This is a genomic window from Massilia eburnea (assembly GCF_050709955.1).
In the GTDB taxonomy this organism is placed as follows: Bacteria; Pseudomonadota; Gammaproteobacteria; order Burkholderiales; family Burkholderiaceae_D; genus Rugamonas; species Rugamonas eburnea_A.
The window spans coordinates 33,929-52,426 of sequence record NZ_JBNZFX010000028.1 but is presented as its reverse complement, the minus strand read 5'-3'; the positions used below and the strand labels follow the sequence as shown (position 1 = coordinate 52,426).

At 60.0% G+C, this 18,498-nt stretch carries 13 protein-coding genes, 4 tRNA genes and 4 pseudogenes; 4 read left to right on the top strand and 17 right to left on the bottom strand.

Annotation, left to right across the window (positions count from 1 at the left end; genetic code table 11):
* Positions 1–35: 35 nt before the first annotated feature.
* Positions 36–1,475: pseudogene (locus ACQ4MM_RS14750) on the top strand (NAD(P)H-hydrate dehydratase); the annotation flags it as partial.
* A gap of 101 nt (positions 1,476–1,576) precedes the next feature.
* Here ACQ4MM_RS14750 and ACQ4MM_RS14745 read toward each other — a convergent pair.
* Positions 1,577–2,275, bottom strand: coding sequence for an ABC transporter ATP-binding protein (locus tag ACQ4MM_RS14745; protein ID WP_431478058.1), 699 nt, complete (start codon positions 2,273–2,275; stop codon positions 1,577–1,579).
* On the opposite strand from ACQ4MM_RS14745, the gene ACQ4MM_RS14740 reads away from it, so the two are divergent.
* Positions 2,274–2,909 carry an arylesterase gene (locus ACQ4MM_RS14740; RefSeq protein ID WP_431478057.1) on the top strand — a complete coding sequence of 212 codons (636 nt, stop codon included), beginning with the start codon at positions 2,274–2,276 and terminating at the stop codon, positions 2,907–2,909. The genes ACQ4MM_RS14745 and ACQ4MM_RS14740 overlap by 2 nt on opposite strands.
* A complete protein-coding gene (locus ACQ4MM_RS14735; protein ID WP_431478056.1) occupies positions 2,906–3,928 on the top strand; it encodes a rhodanese-like domain-containing protein in 1,023 nt (340 codons plus the stop codon). Before ACQ4MM_RS14740 ends, ACQ4MM_RS14735 begins: the two co-directional genes overlap by 4 nt.
* A gap of 143 nt (positions 3,929–4,071) precedes the next feature.
* Here ACQ4MM_RS14735 and ACQ4MM_RS14730 read toward each other — a convergent pair whose 3' ends face one another.
* The 16 genes and pseudogenes from ACQ4MM_RS14730 to ACQ4MM_RS14655 all read right to left on the bottom strand — a co-directional run bounded on the left by ACQ4MM_RS14730 (position 4,072) and on the right by ACQ4MM_RS14655 (position 17,507).
* Entirely contained in the window at positions 4,072–4,323 is a 252-nt protein-coding gene (locus ACQ4MM_RS14730; RefSeq protein WP_431478055.1) for a hypothetical protein, read from the bottom strand.
* A 71-nt stretch (positions 4,324–4,394) separates the two neighbouring features.
* Positions 4,395–4,982, bottom strand: coding sequence for a peptidyl-prolyl cis-trans isomerase (locus ACQ4MM_RS14725; RefSeq protein ID WP_431478054.1), 588 nt, complete (start codon positions 4,980–4,982; stop codon positions 4,395–4,397).
* 112 nt (positions 4,983–5,094) lie between these two features.
* Positions 5,095–5,157 (bottom strand): annotated as a pseudogene (locus ACQ4MM_RS14720) (hypothetical protein); the annotation flags it as partial.
* Positions 5,141–5,284, bottom strand: a complete 144-nt coding sequence (locus tag ACQ4MM_RS14715; RefSeq protein ID WP_431478075.1) for a hypothetical protein — start codon at positions 5,282–5,284, stop codon at positions 5,141–5,143. The gene ACQ4MM_RS14715 and the pseudogene ACQ4MM_RS14720, both read right to left, overlap by 17 nt.
* A gap of 88 nt (positions 5,285–5,372) precedes the next feature.
* Entirely contained in the window at positions 5,373–5,963 is a 591-nt protein-coding gene (locus tag ACQ4MM_RS14710) for a SurA N-terminal domain-containing protein (protein WP_431478053.1), read from the bottom strand.
* Between the two features lie 164 nt (positions 5,964–6,127).
* A tRNA-OTHER gene (locus tag ACQ4MM_RS14705) sits at positions 6,128–6,204 on the bottom strand.
* 25 nt (positions 6,205–6,229) lie between these two features.
* Positions 6,230–6,306: transfer RNA gene (locus tag ACQ4MM_RS14700), tRNA-Asp, on the bottom strand.
* 27 nt (positions 6,307–6,333) lie between these two features.
* Positions 6,334–6,409: transfer RNA gene (locus ACQ4MM_RS14695), tRNA-Val, on the bottom strand.
* Between the two features lie 41 nt (positions 6,410–6,450).
* Positions 6,451–6,724: pseudogene (locus tag ACQ4MM_RS14690) on the bottom strand (HU family DNA-binding protein).
* 257 nt (positions 6,725–6,981) lie between these two features.
* Positions 6,982–9,392 (bottom strand): annotated as a pseudogene (lon, locus tag ACQ4MM_RS14685) (endopeptidase La).
* 234 nt (positions 9,393–9,626) lie between these two features.
* Positions 9,627–10,895: an ATP-dependent Clp protease ATP-binding subunit ClpX gene (gene clpX / locus ACQ4MM_RS14680; RefSeq protein WP_431478052.1), complete on the bottom strand. Its 1,269-nt coding sequence runs from the start codon at positions 10,893–10,895 to the stop codon at positions 9,627–9,629.
* A gap of 134 nt (positions 10,896–11,029) precedes the next feature.
* Positions 11,030–11,647: an ATP-dependent Clp endopeptidase proteolytic subunit ClpP gene (clpP, locus tag ACQ4MM_RS14675; protein WP_055927915.1), complete on the bottom strand. Its 618-nt coding sequence runs from the start codon at positions 11,645–11,647 to the stop codon at positions 11,030–11,032.
* 57 nt (positions 11,648–11,704) lie between these two features.
* A complete protein-coding gene (gene tig, locus ACQ4MM_RS14670; RefSeq protein ID WP_431478051.1) occupies positions 11,705–13,042 on the bottom strand; it encodes a trigger factor in 1,338 nt (445 codons plus the stop codon).
* 36 nt (positions 13,043–13,078) lie between these two features.
* A tRNA-Leu gene (locus tag ACQ4MM_RS14665) sits at positions 13,079–13,165 on the bottom strand.
* A gap of 185 nt (positions 13,166–13,350) precedes the next feature.
* Positions 13,351–16,437 (bottom strand): efflux RND transporter permease subunit, encoded by a 3,087-nt coding sequence (locus tag ACQ4MM_RS14660; RefSeq protein ID WP_431478050.1) that lies wholly within the window; start codon positions 16,435–16,437, stop codon positions 13,351–13,353.
* A complete protein-coding gene (locus tag ACQ4MM_RS14655; RefSeq protein WP_431478049.1) occupies positions 16,434–17,507 on the bottom strand; it encodes an efflux RND transporter periplasmic adaptor subunit in 1,074 nt (357 codons plus the stop codon). Before ACQ4MM_RS14655 ends, ACQ4MM_RS14660 begins: the two co-directional genes overlap by 4 nt.
* Before the next feature lie 166 nt (positions 17,508–17,673).
* Here ACQ4MM_RS14655 and hpnC point away from each other — a divergent pair, with 166 nt between their 5' ends.
* Positions 17,674–18,498, top strand: a complete 825-nt coding sequence (gene hpnC / locus ACQ4MM_RS14650) for a squalene synthase HpnC (protein WP_431478048.1) — start codon at positions 17,674–17,676, stop codon at positions 18,496–18,498.

Sequence of the window (18,498 nt, the reverse complement as noted above, 5' to 3'; positions counted from 1 at the left end):
CGCTCTAATCGTGAAGCAGTAATTGTAGTGCTAGAATGCCTCGCATGACGCCCCTCTTTACGATTGCAGAAATTCGCGCGATCGAGCACGCTGCGGCGCAGCGCTTGCCCGATGGTGCGCTGATGCAGCGCGCCGGCCAGGCCGGCGCCAACGAGGCGCTTGACCGCCTGCCCTTCACCATTCACCGCGCCAAAGTGCTGGTGCTGGCAGGACCGGGTAATAATGGCGGCGACGCGCTCGAAACCGCGGCACACCTCGGCCATGCGGGAGCGCAAGTCACTATCCTGCATTTCGCACCCGCCGGCACTCCTGCAACGGAACGCATCGAGTCGCTCCAGCGGGCACGCAGCTCCCCTGCCAGCTTTGCTGCGATCAACGGCGCCGCTGACGCGCGTGCCGTAGTGGCAGGCACCGATTGGACCCTCGTCGTCGATGGCTTGTTCGGGATTGGCCTGGCACGGCCCATCACGGGCGACTTTGCAGAACTGGTCAATGCAGTCAACTCGCTGGCCTGCCCGGTCATCGCGCTGGACCTGCCGAGTGGCCTCGATGCCGACACCGGAGCCATCGTCGGCGCGAGCGCGCAAGGCGTGGCGGTGCGCGCGACGCACACGCTGACCTTCATCGGCGACAAGCCTGGCTTGCACACAGCGGAGGGACGGGACCACGCGGGCCTTGTCCTCGTCAACAATCTCGCAATCGACCGCGAGCTATTCCCGGCGGCGCGAGCCCAGCTGAACGACGCCGCACTGTTCGCCCACTGCGTGCGGCGCCGCCGCCATAGCTCGCACAAAGGCAGCAATGGCAGCGTGGCGGTGGTGGGCGGCGCACGCGGCATGGCCGGTGCGCCGATTTTAGCCGCACGCACGGCGCTCAATAGCGGCACCGGCCGGGTTTATGCCTGTTTCGTTGGCGAGCCGCCGGCATTCGATGCGGCCCAGCCTGAGCTGATGTGCCGCAGCGCGCAGGAGTATGACTTCAACAGCGCGGTGCTGGTGATTGGCCCCGGCATGGGGGGCTCCGCCGCCAGCGCAGAAATGCTGGCCAGTGCCCTGCATAGCCAAAGCCCCGTGGTGCTGGACGCCGACGCCCTGAACCTGCTGGCCGGCTCGGAAGCCCTGCGCACCCAACTGGCGCAGCGCAAGGCGCCCTGCATCCTGACGCCACACCCGCTGGAAGCCGCGCGCCTGCTGGGGATCACGGTATCCGAAGTCCAGGCGGACCGGCCCTCTGCCGCGCGCGCACTGGCCGCACAGTTGGCGGCCAGCGTCGTACTAAAGGGATCGGGAACGGTGATTGCCGCGCGCGACGGCGAAATCGTGATCAACACGACCGGCAATCCTGCCCTCGCTACCGCTGGCACTGGTGATGTGCTGTCCGGCTTGTGCGGCAGCCTGCTGGCGCAGGGCTGGCCGGAATGGGAAGCGGCGCTGGCTGCGGTCTGGCTGCATGGCATGGCCGCCGACGATCTGGTCACCGACGGTGCGGGCCCGATCGGCCTCACGGCCAGCGAATTGATTCCCGCCATCCGCAACGGCCGTCAACCGGTTGGCCGCTTACCACGGCACTTGAACGGTCAGGCGATCCGTCCCGCTGCGATCGTGATAACGCGCCCGCAGCGGGCTGCAATATGCGTGTCGTGCGTGACCAGTACCAGGGTCGATCCATGCTCGCGGTTCAACTCGAACATCAACTGGATGACCGATTCGCCGGTGGCCGCATCGAGGCTGCCGGTCGGCTCGTCCGCCAACAGCAATGGCGGCTGCGTGACGAAGGCACGCGCCAGTGCGACGCGCTGCTGCTCGCCGCCGGACAGGAATTTCGGATAATGCTTCAAGCGGCTGGACAGCCCGACGCGGCCCAGCATGGCCTCGGCCTTTTCGCGCGCCGCGCCGTCGCCGGCCAGTTCCAGCGGCAGCATCACGTTTTCAGCTGCCGTCAGATGGGGCAGCAACTGGAAGGACTGGAATACGAAACCCAGCTTTTCCTTGCGCAAGGCAGCCCGGCCATCCTCATCCAGCGCGAAAATATCGACGCCATCCAGCACCACCTTGCCCTCGGTCGGCGTATCCAACCCCGCCAGCAGGCCAAGCAAGGTTGATTTGCCGGAGCCGGAGGCCCCGACAATGGCGAGCGTTTCCGCCTTTTGCACTGTAAAATCCACTCCATGCAGGATGGTCAGTTCGCCACTGGCGTCGGCCACCCGCTTGCCCAGGCCCGAAACGGAAATTGCCGCCTTGGCCACTTGGCTGGAGGTTTGAGGAATATCTCGCATGATCATGTTCAAAAATATAGTCCGCAGCTTCGCGGTGCTGATCCTGATGTTCAGCGCCGCCACGAACGCCTATTCTGCATCAAAAACCGTCCTGGTGGTGGGCGACAGCCTCTCGGCCGAGTATGGTATCGCGCGCGGCGCCGGATGGGTTGCCCTGCTCGACCAGCGCATGAAGGACCAGAAGCTGCCGGTGACCGTGGTCAACGCCAGCGTCAGCGGCGAGACCACCAGCGGCGGCCGCACCCGCCTGCCTGCGCTGCTGAGCAAACACAAGCCGAATATCGTGATCATCGAGCTCGGCGCCAACGATGGCCTGCGCGGCCTGCCCGTGGCCGCTGCCGAATCCAACCTGCGCGCCATGGTCGGCGAGTCGCGCAAGGCCGGCGCCCAGGTGCTGCTGGTCGGCATACGCATTCCGCCCAACTATGGGCGCGATTATGCCGACAAGCTTTTCGCCATGTACGGCATCCTGAGCAAGGATCTGAAAACACCGCTGGCGCCCTTCATGCTGGACGGCGTCGCGCAAAAGCCCGAACTGTTCCAGCCAGACCGCATGCATCCGCTGGCGACGGCACACCCCGTCATCCTGGGCAATATCTGGCCCCATCTCCAGCCAATACTGAAAACAAAATGAAGTATCCAGAAATCCTGCCTATTGAAGACGTCCTGGCCCGCCTCGACGACTTCGACACCATCATCGACGCGCGCAGCCCGTCCGAATACGCGCTCGATCACTTGCCGAACGCGATCAACTGCCCGGTGCTGGACGACCAGCAGCGCATCACGGTCGGCACCATGTACAAGCAGGTCGGCGCCTTCGAAGCAAAGAAGGTTGGCGCGGCCATGGTATCGAAAAATATCGGCTACCACATCGAGACGCTGTGGCTGGACAAACCTCGTGAGTGGAAACCCTTGATTTACTGCTGGCGCGGCGGCAATCGTAGCGGCTCCATGGCGACCGTATTGGCCAAGATCGGCTGGCCGGTGGTGCAGCTCGATGGCGGCTACAAGGCCTTCCGAGGCGCCATCAACACCCAGCTCGAACAAACCCCGGAGCTGGATTTCCGCGTCATCTGCGGCACCACAGGAAGCGGCCAAAACCCGTTTGCTCGATACGCTGGAAGCGATCGGCGCCCAGGTGCTGGACCTGGAACAGTTGGCGGCGCATCGCGGCTCGGTGCTGGGCAATATCCCCTGCCAGCCGCAGCCTTCGCAGAAAAGCCTTCGAGACCTCTATCTGGGACCGTTTGCGCCGCTACGATCCGAGCCTGCCGGTGTTTGTCGAAGCCGAGAGTCGCAAGGTTGGGGGCCTGCGCGTGCCGGGATGCACTGATGGAGCGCATGCGTGCCTTCGCCGTGCATCTCGATGCAGGTAGCGCGCGAAGACCGCGTCAAGCTGCTGATCGAGGATTACCAGCATTTCGCCTGCAACGCCCCTGCCCTGAATGCACAGCTCGAGTTCCTGGTGTGCAACTGCATGGCCGCGAACGCATCGAACGCTGGCAGTCGATGGCGAATGCCGGCGAAATGCCGGCGCTGGTCGATGAACTGCTGGTGGACCACTACGACCCGGCATACCTCAAGTCGATCCACCGCAATTTCGTGCAGTTCGATAAGGCTACTGAACTGGCGCTGCCCCGATATTTCGCCTGAGTCCTTTGTCGCCGCAGCAAGCAAGCTGCATCAGGCGTAACAAGCACCAGCATCCCTGCGGGGCGCCGTCCCCCGCAAGCATTGTCCGCACATAAGAAAAAGGCCGGGGTCCGTTTGCACGGGCCCCGGCCTTCATAGTAGGTTCAGCTGTTTACTCGGCTTGCGCCTTGATCGTTTGCAACCGGGTGCAGGATCTTGACCTTGGCCTTCTGTTTCAGCGCGTCGATGTAGCCAGTCATCTCTTGCTGCGAAACGATCTGGTTGATGCGCTGGCCTTCCTGTTCGCGGCGGGCGGCGTCTTGTTCTGCCGGCTGGCCGACCTTGCCGATACGATACACGCCGTAGCCCTGGCCTGGAATTTCCACGCCCAACGTAGGCTGGCAGCTTGGCTGCATCAGCCTTCATCACCGCAGCCACGGCCGCCGGATTGATGCCGTCCGCCTTGGAACGGGAGATGGTTTTTGCTTCACCGAAGTCCGGTAGCGTCGCCCGACTTCTTGGCGGCTGCCAGCTTCTCTTCGCCGGCTTTCTTGGCCGCTTTGACAGCTTCTTCCAGAGTCACCTGCTGCTTGATGGCGGCTTCGACTTCCGCCAGCGGCTTCCTTGCAGCTGGCTTGAATTCGACGATACGGCCGGAAACCAGGGTTTGCGGAGCGACTTCAACTGCTTCAGTATTGCGCTTGTTCTTCAGTACATCGTCGGAGAACAACACGGTCAGGAACTTGGCGTTGTTGAATGGCGCTGCGCCCAGGATCGGGTTAGGCTGGCGCGAAATGCCGTCCATGGTTTCGATCTTCAGCTTCAGCTTGTCGGCCGCTGGTTTCAGGCTTTCGTATTGCGAATACACGGTATCGGTGAACTGCTCCGACAGGTCGGAGTACAGCTTGGCGGCCTTCTGCTTCTTGATTTCAGCAGCGATTTCGCCCTTCACTTCTTCCAGTGGCTTCACCTGGGCCGGCTTGACTTCGGTCACGGTGATGATGTGATAGCCGTACTCGGATTCGACCAGGTCGCTGATCTCGCCCTGCTTCAGCTTCAGGATGGCATCTTCCACTGGTTTGACGAAACGGCCTTTTTCGAGGACGCCCAGGTCGCCACCTTTTTTCAGCGGAACCAGGGTCTTCCGACTTGGCCTTTGCGATCTTGCCGAAATCGGCAGGATTCTTGCGCACGTCCGCCAGGACCGCTTCAGCTTTCGCCTTCGCAGCGGCCTTATCCTTCTCGCTCAGGATCAGGATGTGCGAAGAAACGGCGGGCTTCTTCATCGGTATAGCGCTTCTTGTTTGACTCGTAGTAGCCGGCCACTTCTTCATCGCTGGTCGTGGTTTGCGAAGCGATAGCGTCGGCGTTCAGCACGACGTATTCGATCTTGGCCGACTCAGGGATCTCGAACAGCTTGGCGTTCTTGTCGTAGAAGGGCTTTCACCATTTCGTCGGGTGACCTTCACATTCGCAGGCAGGAATTGCGAAACCGGCAGCGCCAGTTCCTGCACTTCACGCTCTTGCGCGCCCGAAATCGGAAATCGCCTTGGAGACGGTGCGCGGTACGAAGCCGCTCAGTTCCACGCCGGTGGCAACCTGCTGCAGGGGCCAGGTCGTGGCGCACCTGCTCCTGGTGCATGCCGGCATTCATGCCTTGCGCTGCCAGGATCTGCAGGTACTGCTCCTTGTCGAAGGTGCCGTCAGCCTTGAACAGTGGCAGTTGGCTCGTGATCGCGTCCTGCACCTTCTGCTCGCTCACCGTCAGGTGGGCGGTGCGGATCTCAGCGTTCATGGCGCGCTGGGCGATCAGCTGGTCCAGGATGTTCTGCTTGAACTCGGGAGTGTCGATACGCCTTCTGGTCAAAGTTCTTGCCCATTTGCTGGCGCATCTGGTCCAACTGGCGGCGCTGCGCGTTTTCCCCATTCTTGCTGGGTCAGCGGGATGGCCGGCCACTTTGGCGATGGTGTTCGCGTCTTCGCCAAACAGCTTGACGCCGCCGACGCCGACCAGCACAAACGAAGGCACAATCAGGAGCGCCAGGATAATCTGCATCAGCTTTTGATGCGTGCGTACAAAATCAAACATGTCAGCTATTTTTTTCCGTATAGAGGAGGCGTGAAAACTTGCTCGCGCGATTTTACAGGGCTGTTGCTCACATGGCAAATGAAAAAGCCCCATAGTCTTTTGGACGTATGGGGCTTTCTCTATATTCTGGCCGGAGCGGACGGGGCTCGAACCCGCGACCCCCCGGCGTTGACAGGCCGGTATTCTAACCAACTGAACTACCGCCTCCAGATACTGCGTGTGTGTGCGTTTGCTGGCGGAGCGGACGGGGCTCGAACCCGCGACCCCCGGCGTGACAGGCCGGTATTCTAACCAACTGAACTACCGCTCCAGCATTCACACAACGTCTGTTTAAGCTTGGTGGGCGCTGAGAGGCTCGAACTCCCGACCTAATCCTTGTAAGGGATCCGCTCTACCAACTGAGCTAAGCGCCCGCTTAAACTGGCCGGTAAGCATTGCTGCTTACCGAAGGCCATTATTGTACAGCGTCTTTCAAAGCTTTACCAGCTTTAAATTTAGGAACTTTTGCTGCCTCGATTTTGATCTCTTCCTTGGTGCGCGGATTGCGGCCGGTACGGGCTGCGCGCTCGCTCACCGAGAAGGTGCCAAAGCCGACCAGGGTGGACGCTGTCGTTCTTGGCCAGGGTGGTGGTTACGCCATCGATCACAGCATCCAGGGCGCGTGCAGCTGCAGCCTTGGAGATGTCAGCGGAAGTCGCGATGTGGTCGATCAGTTCGGTCTTGTTCATTACAGTCCCCGTCACAAAGGTTTATATCGTTTATACCCGTTTTTTATGCCGCGTTTTGGTGCGTATAAAAATCTCAGGCCGTATTAAACAGGTCGGGGTTGCACTGTGTCAAGGGTAAATCGGGAGATGAAACAAAAAGGGCGCCATTTCTGGCGCCCTTTACACCGGTAAACCAGGGTCTGACCCAAGGGTCAGACCCGCATACGCGACTGCCGCAGGTCGGGTCAGACCCTTGGGTCTGACCCAGATTTACCGGTTTAGTGCTTGACTACTTCACTGCTTCCATCAGCCGCAGCCACGGCCGGCACTTCCACCGGCGCCACTGGCTCGGTGATTGGTTCCGGCTGCCGTTCCAGCGCAACTTCCAGCACTTTATCGATCCAGCGCACCGGCACGATTTCCAGCTTGTTCTTCACATTGTCCGGAATCTCGGCCAGGTCTTTCACGTTCTGCTCAGGAATCAGCACGGTCTTGATGCCGCCGCGATGCGCAGCCAGCAGCTTCTCTTTCAGGCCGCCGATCGGCAGCACCTCGCCACGCAGCGTGATCTCGCCAGTCATCGCCACGTCCGCACGGACCGGGATGCCGGTGAAGGTCGACACCATCGCCGTGGTCATCGCAATACCTGCCGATGGACCATCCTTCGGCGTCGCGCCTTCCGGCACGTGGATGTGGATGTCTTTCTTCTCAAAGGCTTCGTTCTTGATGCCCAGGCGCGCGGCACGGCTGCGCACCACGGTGCGGGCAGCTTCGATCGATTCCTTCATCACATCGCCCAGGGTGCCGGTGCGGATCACGTTGCCCTTGCCAGGCATGCTGACCGATTCGATGGTCAGCAGGTCGCCGCCCACTTCGGTCCATGCCAGGCCGACCACCTGTCCCAACCTGGTTGGTCTTCTCGGCCACGCCAAAGTCGTAGCGGCGCACGCCCAGGAACTTGTCCAGGTTTTTCGGCGTAACGCTGACCTTCTTGTCGGACTTCTTCAGCAGCAGCATCTTCACGACCTTGCGGCAGATCTTGGAGATTTCGCGCTCCAGCGAACGCACGCCGGCTTCCCGCGTGTAGTAGCGGATGATGTCGCGCACAGCACCTTCGCTGATGGCGATCTCCTCGTCCTTCAAGCCGTTGTTCTTGACCTGCTTCGGCAACAGGTAGCGCAAGGAGATGTTGGTCTTCTCGTCTTCCGTGTAACCGGACAAGCGGATCACTTCCATACGGTCCAGCAGTGCCGGCGGGATGTTGTACGAGTTCGAAGTCGCCACGAACATCACATCGGACAGGTCGAAGTCGACTTCGATGTAGTGGTCCGAGAAGGTGTGGTTCTGCTCGGGATCCAGCACTTCCAGCAGGGCCGACGACGGATCGCCGCGGAAGTCCGCGCCCCATCTTGTCGATTTCGTCCAGCAGGAACAGCGGGTTGCGCACGCCGACTTTCGACAGCGACTGCAGCACCTTGCCCGGCATCGAGCCGATGTAAGTGCGGCGATGGCCGCGGATCTCGGCCTCGTCGCGCACGCCGCCCAACGCCATGCGCACGTACTTGCGGTTGGTGGCTTTGGCAATCGACTGGCCCAGCGAGGTCTTACCAACACCTGGCGGACCCACGAAGCACAGGATCGGCGCCTTCAGCTTGTCCACGCGTTGCTGGACTGCCAGGTACTCGACGATGCGTTCCTTGATCTTCTCCAGGCCGTAGTGGTCGTGATCGAGCACTTTCTCGGCGTTGGCCAGGTCGTTGTTGACCTTGGACTTTTTCTTCCATGGCAGCGACACCAGGGTATCGATATAGTTGCGCACCACGGTCGCTTCGGCCGACATCGGCGACATCAGCTTCAGCTTCTTCAGCTCGGCCTGGGCTTTCTCCAGCGCTTCCTTCGGCATCTTGGCGGCGACGACTTTCTTCTCGAGTTCGTCGATATCGGCGCCCTCTTCGCCCTCGCCCAGCTCCTTCTGGATGGCTTTGACTTGTTCGTTCAGGTAGTACTCGCGCTGCGACTTCTCCATCTGGCGCTTGACGCGACCACGGATGCGCTTTTCAACCTGCAGGATATCGAGCTCGCCTTCCAGCTGGCCGAGCAGATGCTCCAGGCGCTTCGAGACTTCAATGATTTCCAGGATCACCTGCTTCTGCTCGAGCTTGAGCGGCAGGTGGGCTGCCACGGTGTCGGCCAGACGGCCGGCATCGTCGATCCCCGACAACGAAGCCAGGATCTCAGGCGGGATCTTCTTGTTCAGTTTGACGTACTGGTCGAACTGCTGGACGATCGCGCGGCGCATGGCCTCGATCTCCGACTCATCGCCTTGCTCGGATTCGAGCGGCATCAGGTCGGCAATAAAATGGGTTGGGCTATCGGTGATCTTCTTGATGCGCGCACGCTGTGCACCTTCGACCAGCACCTTCACGGTGCCGTCAGGCAGCTTCAACATCTGCAGGATGTTGGCGACGCAGCCGATTTCATAAATATCCGAAGGCGAAGGTTCGTCCTTGGCAGCGGCTTTTTGCGCTGCCAGCATGATGCTCTTACCCTGCTCCATGGCAGCTTCGAGCGCCTTGATGGACTTTGGTCGGCCAACGAACAACGGGATCACCATGTGCGGGAAGACGACTACATCGCGCAGTGGCAACAGAGGCAGTTGAGTTTGCTCAGTTAGTTTGGTAGTTGTCATGGCGTACCTTATTTTAAAAGCTTGGATCTGATATAAGCCCCAGCGGCCAATTCACAAGCCCAGTACTACAATTATATTTGCTTTGAGGGAAATGCTTTGCACTCTAACTTAATGCCGATTTAGAACAAAAAAAGCCACGCGCGATGGGAGATCGCGAGTGGCTTTTCGACTGAAGCCGGCGTTTGGTTATTGAGACCGATTGTAACGCCTTGCCTCAGCGATTCAAAACCCTATTTAGTTTTCCCCTGCTGCTTTTGGGGATTCCTGATAAATCAGGAGGGGTTTTGCGCCACTGGTGATCGTATTTTCATCAATAACGACTTTGGTGACGTTCGATTGGTTTGGCAGGTCGAACATAATGTCCAGCAACGCGTGTTCCAGGATGGAACGCAGGCCGCGGGCGCCGGTCTTGCGGGCCAGTGCCTTGCGGGCGATGGCATGCAATGCGGCAGGACGGATTTCCAGTTCGGCGCCTTCCATTTCCAGCAACTTGGAGTACTGCTTGACCAGGGCATTCTTCGGCTCGACCAGGATTTCGATCAGGGCTTCTTCGGTCAACTCAGCCAGCGTTGCCACCACCGGCAGACGGCCCACCAGTTCAGGGATCAGGCCGAACTTGATCAGGTCTTCCGGTTCGGCGTCCAACATCAGGTCGCTGTTCGAACGTTGCTCTTTGCTCTTCACTTCCGCCGCGAAACCGATACCGGATTTTTCGGAGCGATTGGAGATGATCTTCGCCAGGCCGTCAAACGCGCCGCCGCAGATGAACATGATGTTGGTGGTGTCGATCTGCACGAAGTCCTGGTTAGGATGCTTGCGGCCGCCTTGCGGAGGCACCGAAGCCATGGTGCCTTCGATCAGTTTCAACAGCGCCTGTTGCACGCCCTCACCCGACACGTCGCGGGTAATCGACGGATTGTCGGACTTACGGGAAATCTTGTCGATTTCATCAATATAGACGATGCCGCGCTGTGCTTTTTCCACATCATAGTTGCAGCTCTGCAGCAGCTTCTGGATGATGTTCTCAACGTCTTCACCCACATAACCGGCTTCGGTCAGCGTGGTGGCGTCGGCGATCACGAACGGCACATTCAGCATGCGCGCCAGGGTCTGGGCCAGCAGGGTCTTGCCGGAGCCGGTCGGGCCCACCAGCAGGATGTTGGACTTGGCCAGCTCGACGTCATCCTTCTTGCCCAGGTGCTTCAGGCGCTTGTAATGGTTGTACACGGCCACGGACAGGATGCGCTTGGCAGTCGACTGGCCGATCACGTACTGGTTCAGCAGATCGGCGATTTCCTGCGGGGTTGGCAGGTCCGATTTTGCGCCCGTGACAGATTCGATGCTGGACGTCTCGTCGCGGATGATGTCATTGCATAAGTCAATGCACTCGTCGCAAATGAAGACGGACGGGCCGGCAATCAGCTTCTTCACCTCGTGCTGGCTTTTGCCGCAGAACGAGCAGTAAAGCAGTTTTTCACCGCTGGAGGATTTTTTCTCTGACATGGGACTAATCTTTAGTTTTGGTGCAAATTTGCCGTGCGCACAAGCAAGAAATCCTGCGCACAACCACATGCTACCCGAAATAAAAGCAAAACGCCCGAACGTTGTAGCGTCCGGGCGTCGACTTGCAAGGACGCTTATGCGCGGCTGGTCAAGACTTTGTCGATCAGGCCATATTCCGCAGCCTCATCCGAAGACATGAAGCGGTCACGGTCGGTGTCCTTGGCGATTTGCTCGATCGACTGGCCGGTGCGCTCTGCCATGATGCTATTCAGGCGGTGACGCAGGTACAGGATCTCTTTCGCCTGGATTTCGATATCCGACGCCATGCCTTGCGAACCACCGGACGGCTGGTGGATCATGATGCGGCTGTTCGGCAGCGAGAAACGCTTGCCCTTGGCGCCTGCGGCCAGCAGGAAGGCGCCCATGGAGGCGGCCATGCCGGTGCACAGGGTCGACACGTCAGGCTTGATGAACTGCATGGTATCGAAGATCGCCAGGCCCGCAGAAACGGAACCGCCCGGGGAATTGATGTACAGCGAGATGTCCTTGTCCGGATTTTCGCTTTCCAGGAACAACAGCTGGGCGACAATCAGGTTGGCCATCTGGTCGTTGACCGGACCGACCATGAAGATCACGCGTTCCTTCAGCAGGCGCGAGTAGATATCGTACGAGCGCTCACCGCGGCCGCTTTGTTCGATCACCATCGGCACCAGGCCGAGCATTTCCGTATCGAGTGCGGGATTACGATTCATTCCAATTCCTTTGAAAACAACGCCGGCTCGGGGCCGGCGTCGAATGATATCAAGCTATTAAGCTTGTACGCTTCCCATGAGTTCGTCGAAAGGAACTTCTTTCGAGACGTTCTTGCACAGGCCCAGGACGTAAGTAACGACGTTTTCTTCCAATACAAGAGCTTCGACTTCGGCCAGGCGGCGGCGATCGGAGTAGTAGTACTTCAGCACTTCGCGTGGATCTTCGTAGCTTTGTGCGAAGTCTTCGATCTGCGCCTTCACCTGGTCAGGGGTAGCCTGCAGGTTCTGGTCGCCCACCAGCTTGGACAGGATCAGGCCCAGGCGTACGCGACGCTCGGCTTTGTCCTTGAACAGCTCTGGAGGGAATGGTACATCTTTTACGTTCATGCCGCGCTGGGCCATGTCCTGACGGGTCATCTCAGCCAGGCGCTCGGTGTCCTGGGCGATCAGCGACTGTGGCACTTCCAGGGTCGCGGTCTTCACCAGGGTGTCCATCACGGCTTCTTTGTTGCGCGCCTTGACGCGGCCAGCAACTTCGCGCTCCAGGTTGACTTTGATGTCTTCGCGCATTTTGGCCAGGTCGCCGTCAGCCACGCCCAGGGACTTGGCGAACTCAGCGTCGACTTCCGGCAGGTGCGCCCATTCCAGGTTCTTCAGAGTGATGGTGAACTCGGCGGTTTTACCAGCCACGTCCTTGCCATGGTAGTCCTCTGGGAACGACAGCGGGAAGGTCTTGGCTTCGCCCACTTTCAGGCCGACGGTTGCGGCTTCGAATTCCGGCAGCATGCGGCCTTCGCCCAGTACGAACGGGTAGCCTTCAGCTTTACCGCCTGGGAACTCAACGCCGTCGATGGAACCGACGAAGTCCACGGTCACGCGGTCGCCGTTGGCAGCGATAGCTTCGCCGCCGTCGCCGTGTTCGCCCTTCTCGCCCTTCACGTGGAAGTGCACGCGCTGCTTGCGCAGGATGTCGATGGTCTTGTCGATTTCCACGTCGGTCACGTTGGACTTGACGGTTTCGATCTCAGTATTGGTCAGGTCGCCGACTTCAACTTCCGGGTAGACTTCGAAGGTTGCGTCGAAGGACAGCTGGCCTTCTGGTGCGTCTTGTTTTGGCTCGATGCGTGGGAAGCCAGCTACGCGCAGCTGGTTTTCATTGGCAGCATCGTTGAAAGCGCGGCCGACTTTGTCGTTCAGCACTTCAGTTTCGATCTGGTAGCCGTATTGTGCGGCAACCATCTTCATTGGCACTTTACCTGGACGGAAGCCAGGAGCACGTGCGGAGCGAGCCTGCACTTTCAGGCGCTTTTCCACCTCGGAACGTACGTCCGACAGTGGGAAGGAAATCGTCATGCGGCGTTCGAGAGTGCCCAGGGTTTCAACTGCAGTGGCCATTGTAAAAATCGTCCAATAAAAATTTAAGTGTACTTATGGTGCGAGGAGGGGGACTCGAACCCCCACACCATTGCTGGCGTCAGGACCTAAACCTGGTGCGTCTACCAATTTCGCCATCCTCGCGGCATATTTGCACAAAAGCAAAGGGCGACCTTACAGTGAAAACGGGGTCGCCCGGGGCTTTCAACTTCAACCCGGCATTCTATACGGTGTTTCTAGAGTGCGGAAGTGGTTTTTTTGCGTTATGCGCAACATTTGAGCAAAACCGGCAATTCCGGGTCCGACCCAAGGGTCGGACCCGCCTGATCCTACTTTGCCGGTTTTGGCACGCGGAACCAAGCCGCATACAAAGCTGGCAAGAACAGCAAGGTCAGCGCGGTCGCCAGGATCAGGCCGCCCATGATCGCCACCGCCATCGGCCCCCAGAACACGGAACGCGACAACGGAATCATCGCCAGCGCCGCCGCTGCAGCGGTCAGGATGATCGGACGGCAACGGCGCACCGCTGATTCCACGATGGCATCCCATGCCGGCACGCCCGCCTTGATGTCCTGCTCGATCTGGTCCACCAGGATCACCGAGTTACGGATAATCATCCCGAACAGCGCAATAATGCCCAGGTTCGCCACGAAGCCCAGCGGACGCCCCATCACCAGCAGCGCCATCGCCGCCCCCGCCACGCCCAGTGGCCCGGTCAGGAACACCAGCAGCGCACGAGAGAAGCTGTGCAATTGCAGCATCAGCAGCGTGAAGATGATGAATACAGCCAGCGGCAGGTTGGCGGCGATCGACTCCTCCGCGGCGCTGCTGTCCGAAGCGGCACCCTTCACCTTGATCTCGTAGCCCGGCGGCAGTTTGGCGCGCAGCTCATCCAGTTTCGGATTGATCTGCCCCGACACGGTCGGACCCTGCACCCCCTCGACCACGTCCGACTGCACGGTAATCGCCCATTCGCGACCCTCGCGCCATACCACGCCCGGCTCCCACACGAAATGCACGCGTGCCAGTTGCGAGATCGGCACCGAACGACCGCTATTGGTCGGAATGTAGGTGTCGTTCAGGACCGCGATGGTGTTGCGCTCGTCCAGCGGCTGGCGCACCTGGATGTCGATCAGGCGGATCCCTTCGCGGAACTGGCCAATCGGCGTACCGGACAGGATGGTGTTCGCCGCCCGCATCACGGTTTGCGAGGTAACGCCCAGCGCGCGCATCTTGTCCTGGTCCAGGTCAAGGCGCAGCACCTTGATCGACTCGTTCCAGTTGTCGTTGACGCCCACCGCATTCGGATTGGCGCGCATGATGTCCTTCACCTGGTCGGCAATCGAGCGCACCCCTTCCACTTCAGTACCGGTGATGCGGAACTGCACCGGATACGGCACCGGCGGTCCGTTCGGCAGCAACTGCACGCGGCCGCGCACTTCAGGGAAATCGGTCTTGAAGACATTGCTGATCTTCTTGCGCAGTTCTTCGCGCGAATGCAGGTCTTTCGCCAGCACTACGGCCTGCGACACGTTTGTCTGCGGGAAGATCTGGTTCAGCGGCAGGTAGAAGCGCGGGCTGCCGGTGCCGACGTAGGTGGTCACACTGGCGACGCCTGGCTCCTTGCGGATGAATTCTTCGAATTTCTTGGCCTGGAGCTCGGTCTGGGCGAACGCGGTGCCTTCCGGCGACCACATCTCCACCATCAGTTCGGGGCGGCTCGAATCCGGGAAGAACTGCTTCTCGATGAACTTGAAGCCATACACGCCGAGGAAGAACACCACCAGTGTCGCCACAATCGTGGTCTTGCGGAATTCCACGCACCAGTTCACGACGGCGCGGAACTTGCGGTAGCCTGGCGTATCGAACAGCTCGTGATGGCCGCCGCCCTCCGAGTGCGGTTTCACATTCAACAGGATATAGCCGATGTAAGGCGTGAACACCACGGCCACGATCCACGAAGTCACCAGCGCGATCGCATTCACCGAGAACAGCGAGAAGGTGTACTCGCCCGCCGCCGATGCCGCAAGGCCGATCGGCAGGAAGCCTGCGACGGTAATCAGGGTGCCGGTCAGCATCGGCATCGCCGTTGAGGTATAGGCGAAAGTCGCCGCTTCCAGCCGCGAATGGCCCTCTTCCATTTTCCGCACCATCATTTCAACCGCGATGATGGCATCGTCTACCAGCAGGCCGAGCGCGATGATCAGGGCGCCGAGCGAGATCTTGTGCAGGTCGATGTCCAGGATGCGCATGAACAGGAAGGTCACCGCCAGCACCAGCGGGATGGTCAGCGCCACCACCAGGCCCGGACGCGTGTCCATGCTCAATTTCGGCTTGGTGTGCAGGCCAAGGGCGACGAAACTCACCGCCAGCACGATCAGTACCGCTTCGATCAGGGTATGCAGGAATTCGCCCACCGAGGCCGTGACGGCGGCCGGCTGGTCCGACACGCGCGCCAGCTCAATCCCGACCGGCAGCTTGGTCTTCATGGAGTTGACGGTCTTCTCCAGCTCCTTGCCCATCTGGATGATGTTGCCGCCCTTCTCCATTGACACGCCCAGGCCGATCACCTCTTTGCCGTTAAAGCGCATCTTGTCGCGCGGCGGATCAAGGTATTCGCGCTTGATGGTGGCGAAGTCGCCCAGGCGGAAAGTCGTGTTATTGGCACGCAGCTCCAGCTCTGCCAGGTCCTTGACCGTACGCAGCGCGCCCGAAACGCGCACTTGCAGGTTGTCGGTCGGCGTCACCACCACGCCCGTCGCTTCCACCACGTTTTGGGTGGCGATCTGGTTGGCGATCTGCTCGATGGTCAGGCCCAGCTGGGCGAATTTCTTGTGCGAGAACTCGATGTTGATCTTCTCGTCCTGCACGCCGAACAACTCGACCTTGGAGACCTTCTTCACGCCGAGCAGCTGCTGGCGCACCAGGTCAGCGTAGTCTTTCAACTCCGCATATGTGAAGCCGTCGCCGGACAGCGCGAAGATCGAGCCGTAGGTATCGCCGAATTCGTCATTGAAAACGGGACCCTGCACTCCGGACGGCAGCGTCGAGCGGATGTCGCCAATCTTCTTGCGCACCTGGTACCAGGCCTGCGCAACTTCCTTGGGCGGCGTCGATTCGCGCAGGCTAATCAGGATCAGGGTTTGCCCAGGTTTGGAATAGCTGGTGATCTCATTGATAAAAGGCGTTTCCTGCAGCTTCTTTTCCAGTTTGTCGGTAACCTGCTCCGCCATCTGCAGCGAAGTTGCGCCAGGCCAGAAAGCCTGCACCACCATGGAACGAAAGGTGAACGGCGGGTCCTCATCCTGCCCCAGGTTTTTGTACGCCAGCATGCCGCCCAGGAGCAGCACCGCAATCAGGTAGCGCGTGAGCGGGATGTGCTCCAGCGCCCAGCGCGAGAGGTTGAAGCCCTTCATTTAGACGCTCCGAGGATGGTGACTTTCTGGCCTGGCTTCAGCAGGTTGACGCCGGCTGTGACCACGGTCTGGCCGGCTTTTACGCCACTGCCCAGCACCAGGTCATTGCCCGACACGCCGTTCACAGTGACCGGCACCAGGCGCACGGCGCCGTTTTCCACCACCCACACGGAAGTTGCGGACTTCTCATGGAACAGTGCCGTCAGCGGCACCTTGATCTGTGGCTGCGGCGAGCGCGAGGCGAAAGCCACCAGCGCGGTCATGCCCAGCTTTGCCTCGGACAGGCTGGCGGGAATCGAGACCCGGAAAGCGTAGGTGCGGGTAAACGGGTCCGCCACCGGCGAGATTTCGCGGATCTTGCCTTGCACCGACTTGCCCGGGGTGGCCCACAGGCGCACATGCACATCGGAGATGGAGCGCAGCGTGTCGACCTTATCTTCCGGCACGCCGAACACGATTTCCTTTTCATCGGTCTTGGCGACGCGCACCACCGGCGTGCCGGGCGAGACAACCTGCCCTACTTCGGCATCGACTGCGGTGACAACACCGTCGATGTCCGCTTCGAGGCTGGCGTAACCGGCCTGGTTGGACATGCCGCGGTAGGCCGCTTGCGCCGAGTCGACCTGCGCTTGCGCCGATTTATAGCTCGACAGCTTGGCGTCCAGGATGGCCTGACTGACGAAGTTCTTTTCGCGCAGCTCCTGGTAGCGCTTCAATTCAGCACTGGCAAGGTCGCGCGTGGTTTCGGCTGCGCGCAAGGCCGCCATCGACTGCGCCTGCGACAGCTTCAAGTCCTGCGGATCGAGATCCATCAGGGCCTGGCCGCGCTTGACGACGCTCCCCACATCGACTTTGCGGGAGATAATCTTGCCGCCAACCCGGAAGCCGAGGCGCGATTCGACGCGCGAACGGACTTCGCCGGAGAATTCGGCATTCACATCGATGTCCGAGCTTTGTAGCACCATGGCGCGTACCGGCCGGATATCTTCGGTCTTGGGGGCCTCTTTTGAGCAGGCTGCGAGAAGCAAGGCGCAGGCCGCAACCAGGGGTAGTTTTTTCGCTACGAACACGATGGAATTCCTTTTTAGTGTCTCTGGCAATTGCCGGGAGTGCATGTTTGCCATTATTATTTCCCGTTTGGAACTAAATGACTTTCCGTTTAGTAAGAAAAAATTATATCCGGGTCAACCGCACTTGCAAATGACTTTCGCGTCATTAATTTAGAACAGCACCTCTATGTCCGTTGACCACTACGAGAATTTTCCTGTCGCTTCCATCCTCATGCCGCGCCGATTGCGTCCGGCAGTGGAGGCGATTTATGCCTTTGCCCGCAGCGCAGACGATATCGCCGACGAGGGCGTCGCCACCTCCGAGCAGCGCCTGGCCGGCCTGGACGCCTACCAGGAAGCCCTGGGCCGCATCGAGCGGGCCGAGGGTGGCCATGAACCCATGTTCGAGCGGCTGGCCGCCGTGATCGAACAGCATAAACTGCCGCTGCGCCCTTTTTACGACCTGCTGTCCGCCTTCAAGCAAGACATTGTGGTGCACCGCTACCAGGACTACGCGGCCCTGCTGGATTACTGTGCCCGCTCGGCCAATCCGGTCGGACTGCTGATGCTGCACCTGTACGGCGCGGCCAATGAAGAAAATATCCGCCAGTCGGACGCCATTTGCTCAGCCCTCCAGATCATCAACTTCCTGCAAGATGTGGCGATCGACGAGCATAAGGAGCGCATTTACCTGCCGATGGAAGACCTGGCGCGCTACGCGCTGTCACCGGCCCACCTGGCGCGCCCCGATAACCGGGCCAAATGGAGCGCCATGATGAAATTCCAGGTTGACCGCGCCCGCGCCCTGATGCTGTCCGGCGCCCCGCTGGCCTGCCGCCTGAAAGGCCGCATCGGCCTGGAGCTGCGCATGGTGGTACAGGGCGGCCTGCGCATTCTGGAGGCGATCGAGGAAGTCGATTACGACGTTTTCCTGCGTCGTCCGAAGCTTGAAAAGCGCGATTGGTTCAAGGTTTTATGGCGCGCGCTTCGAATGAAGCCTTCTTCACTATAA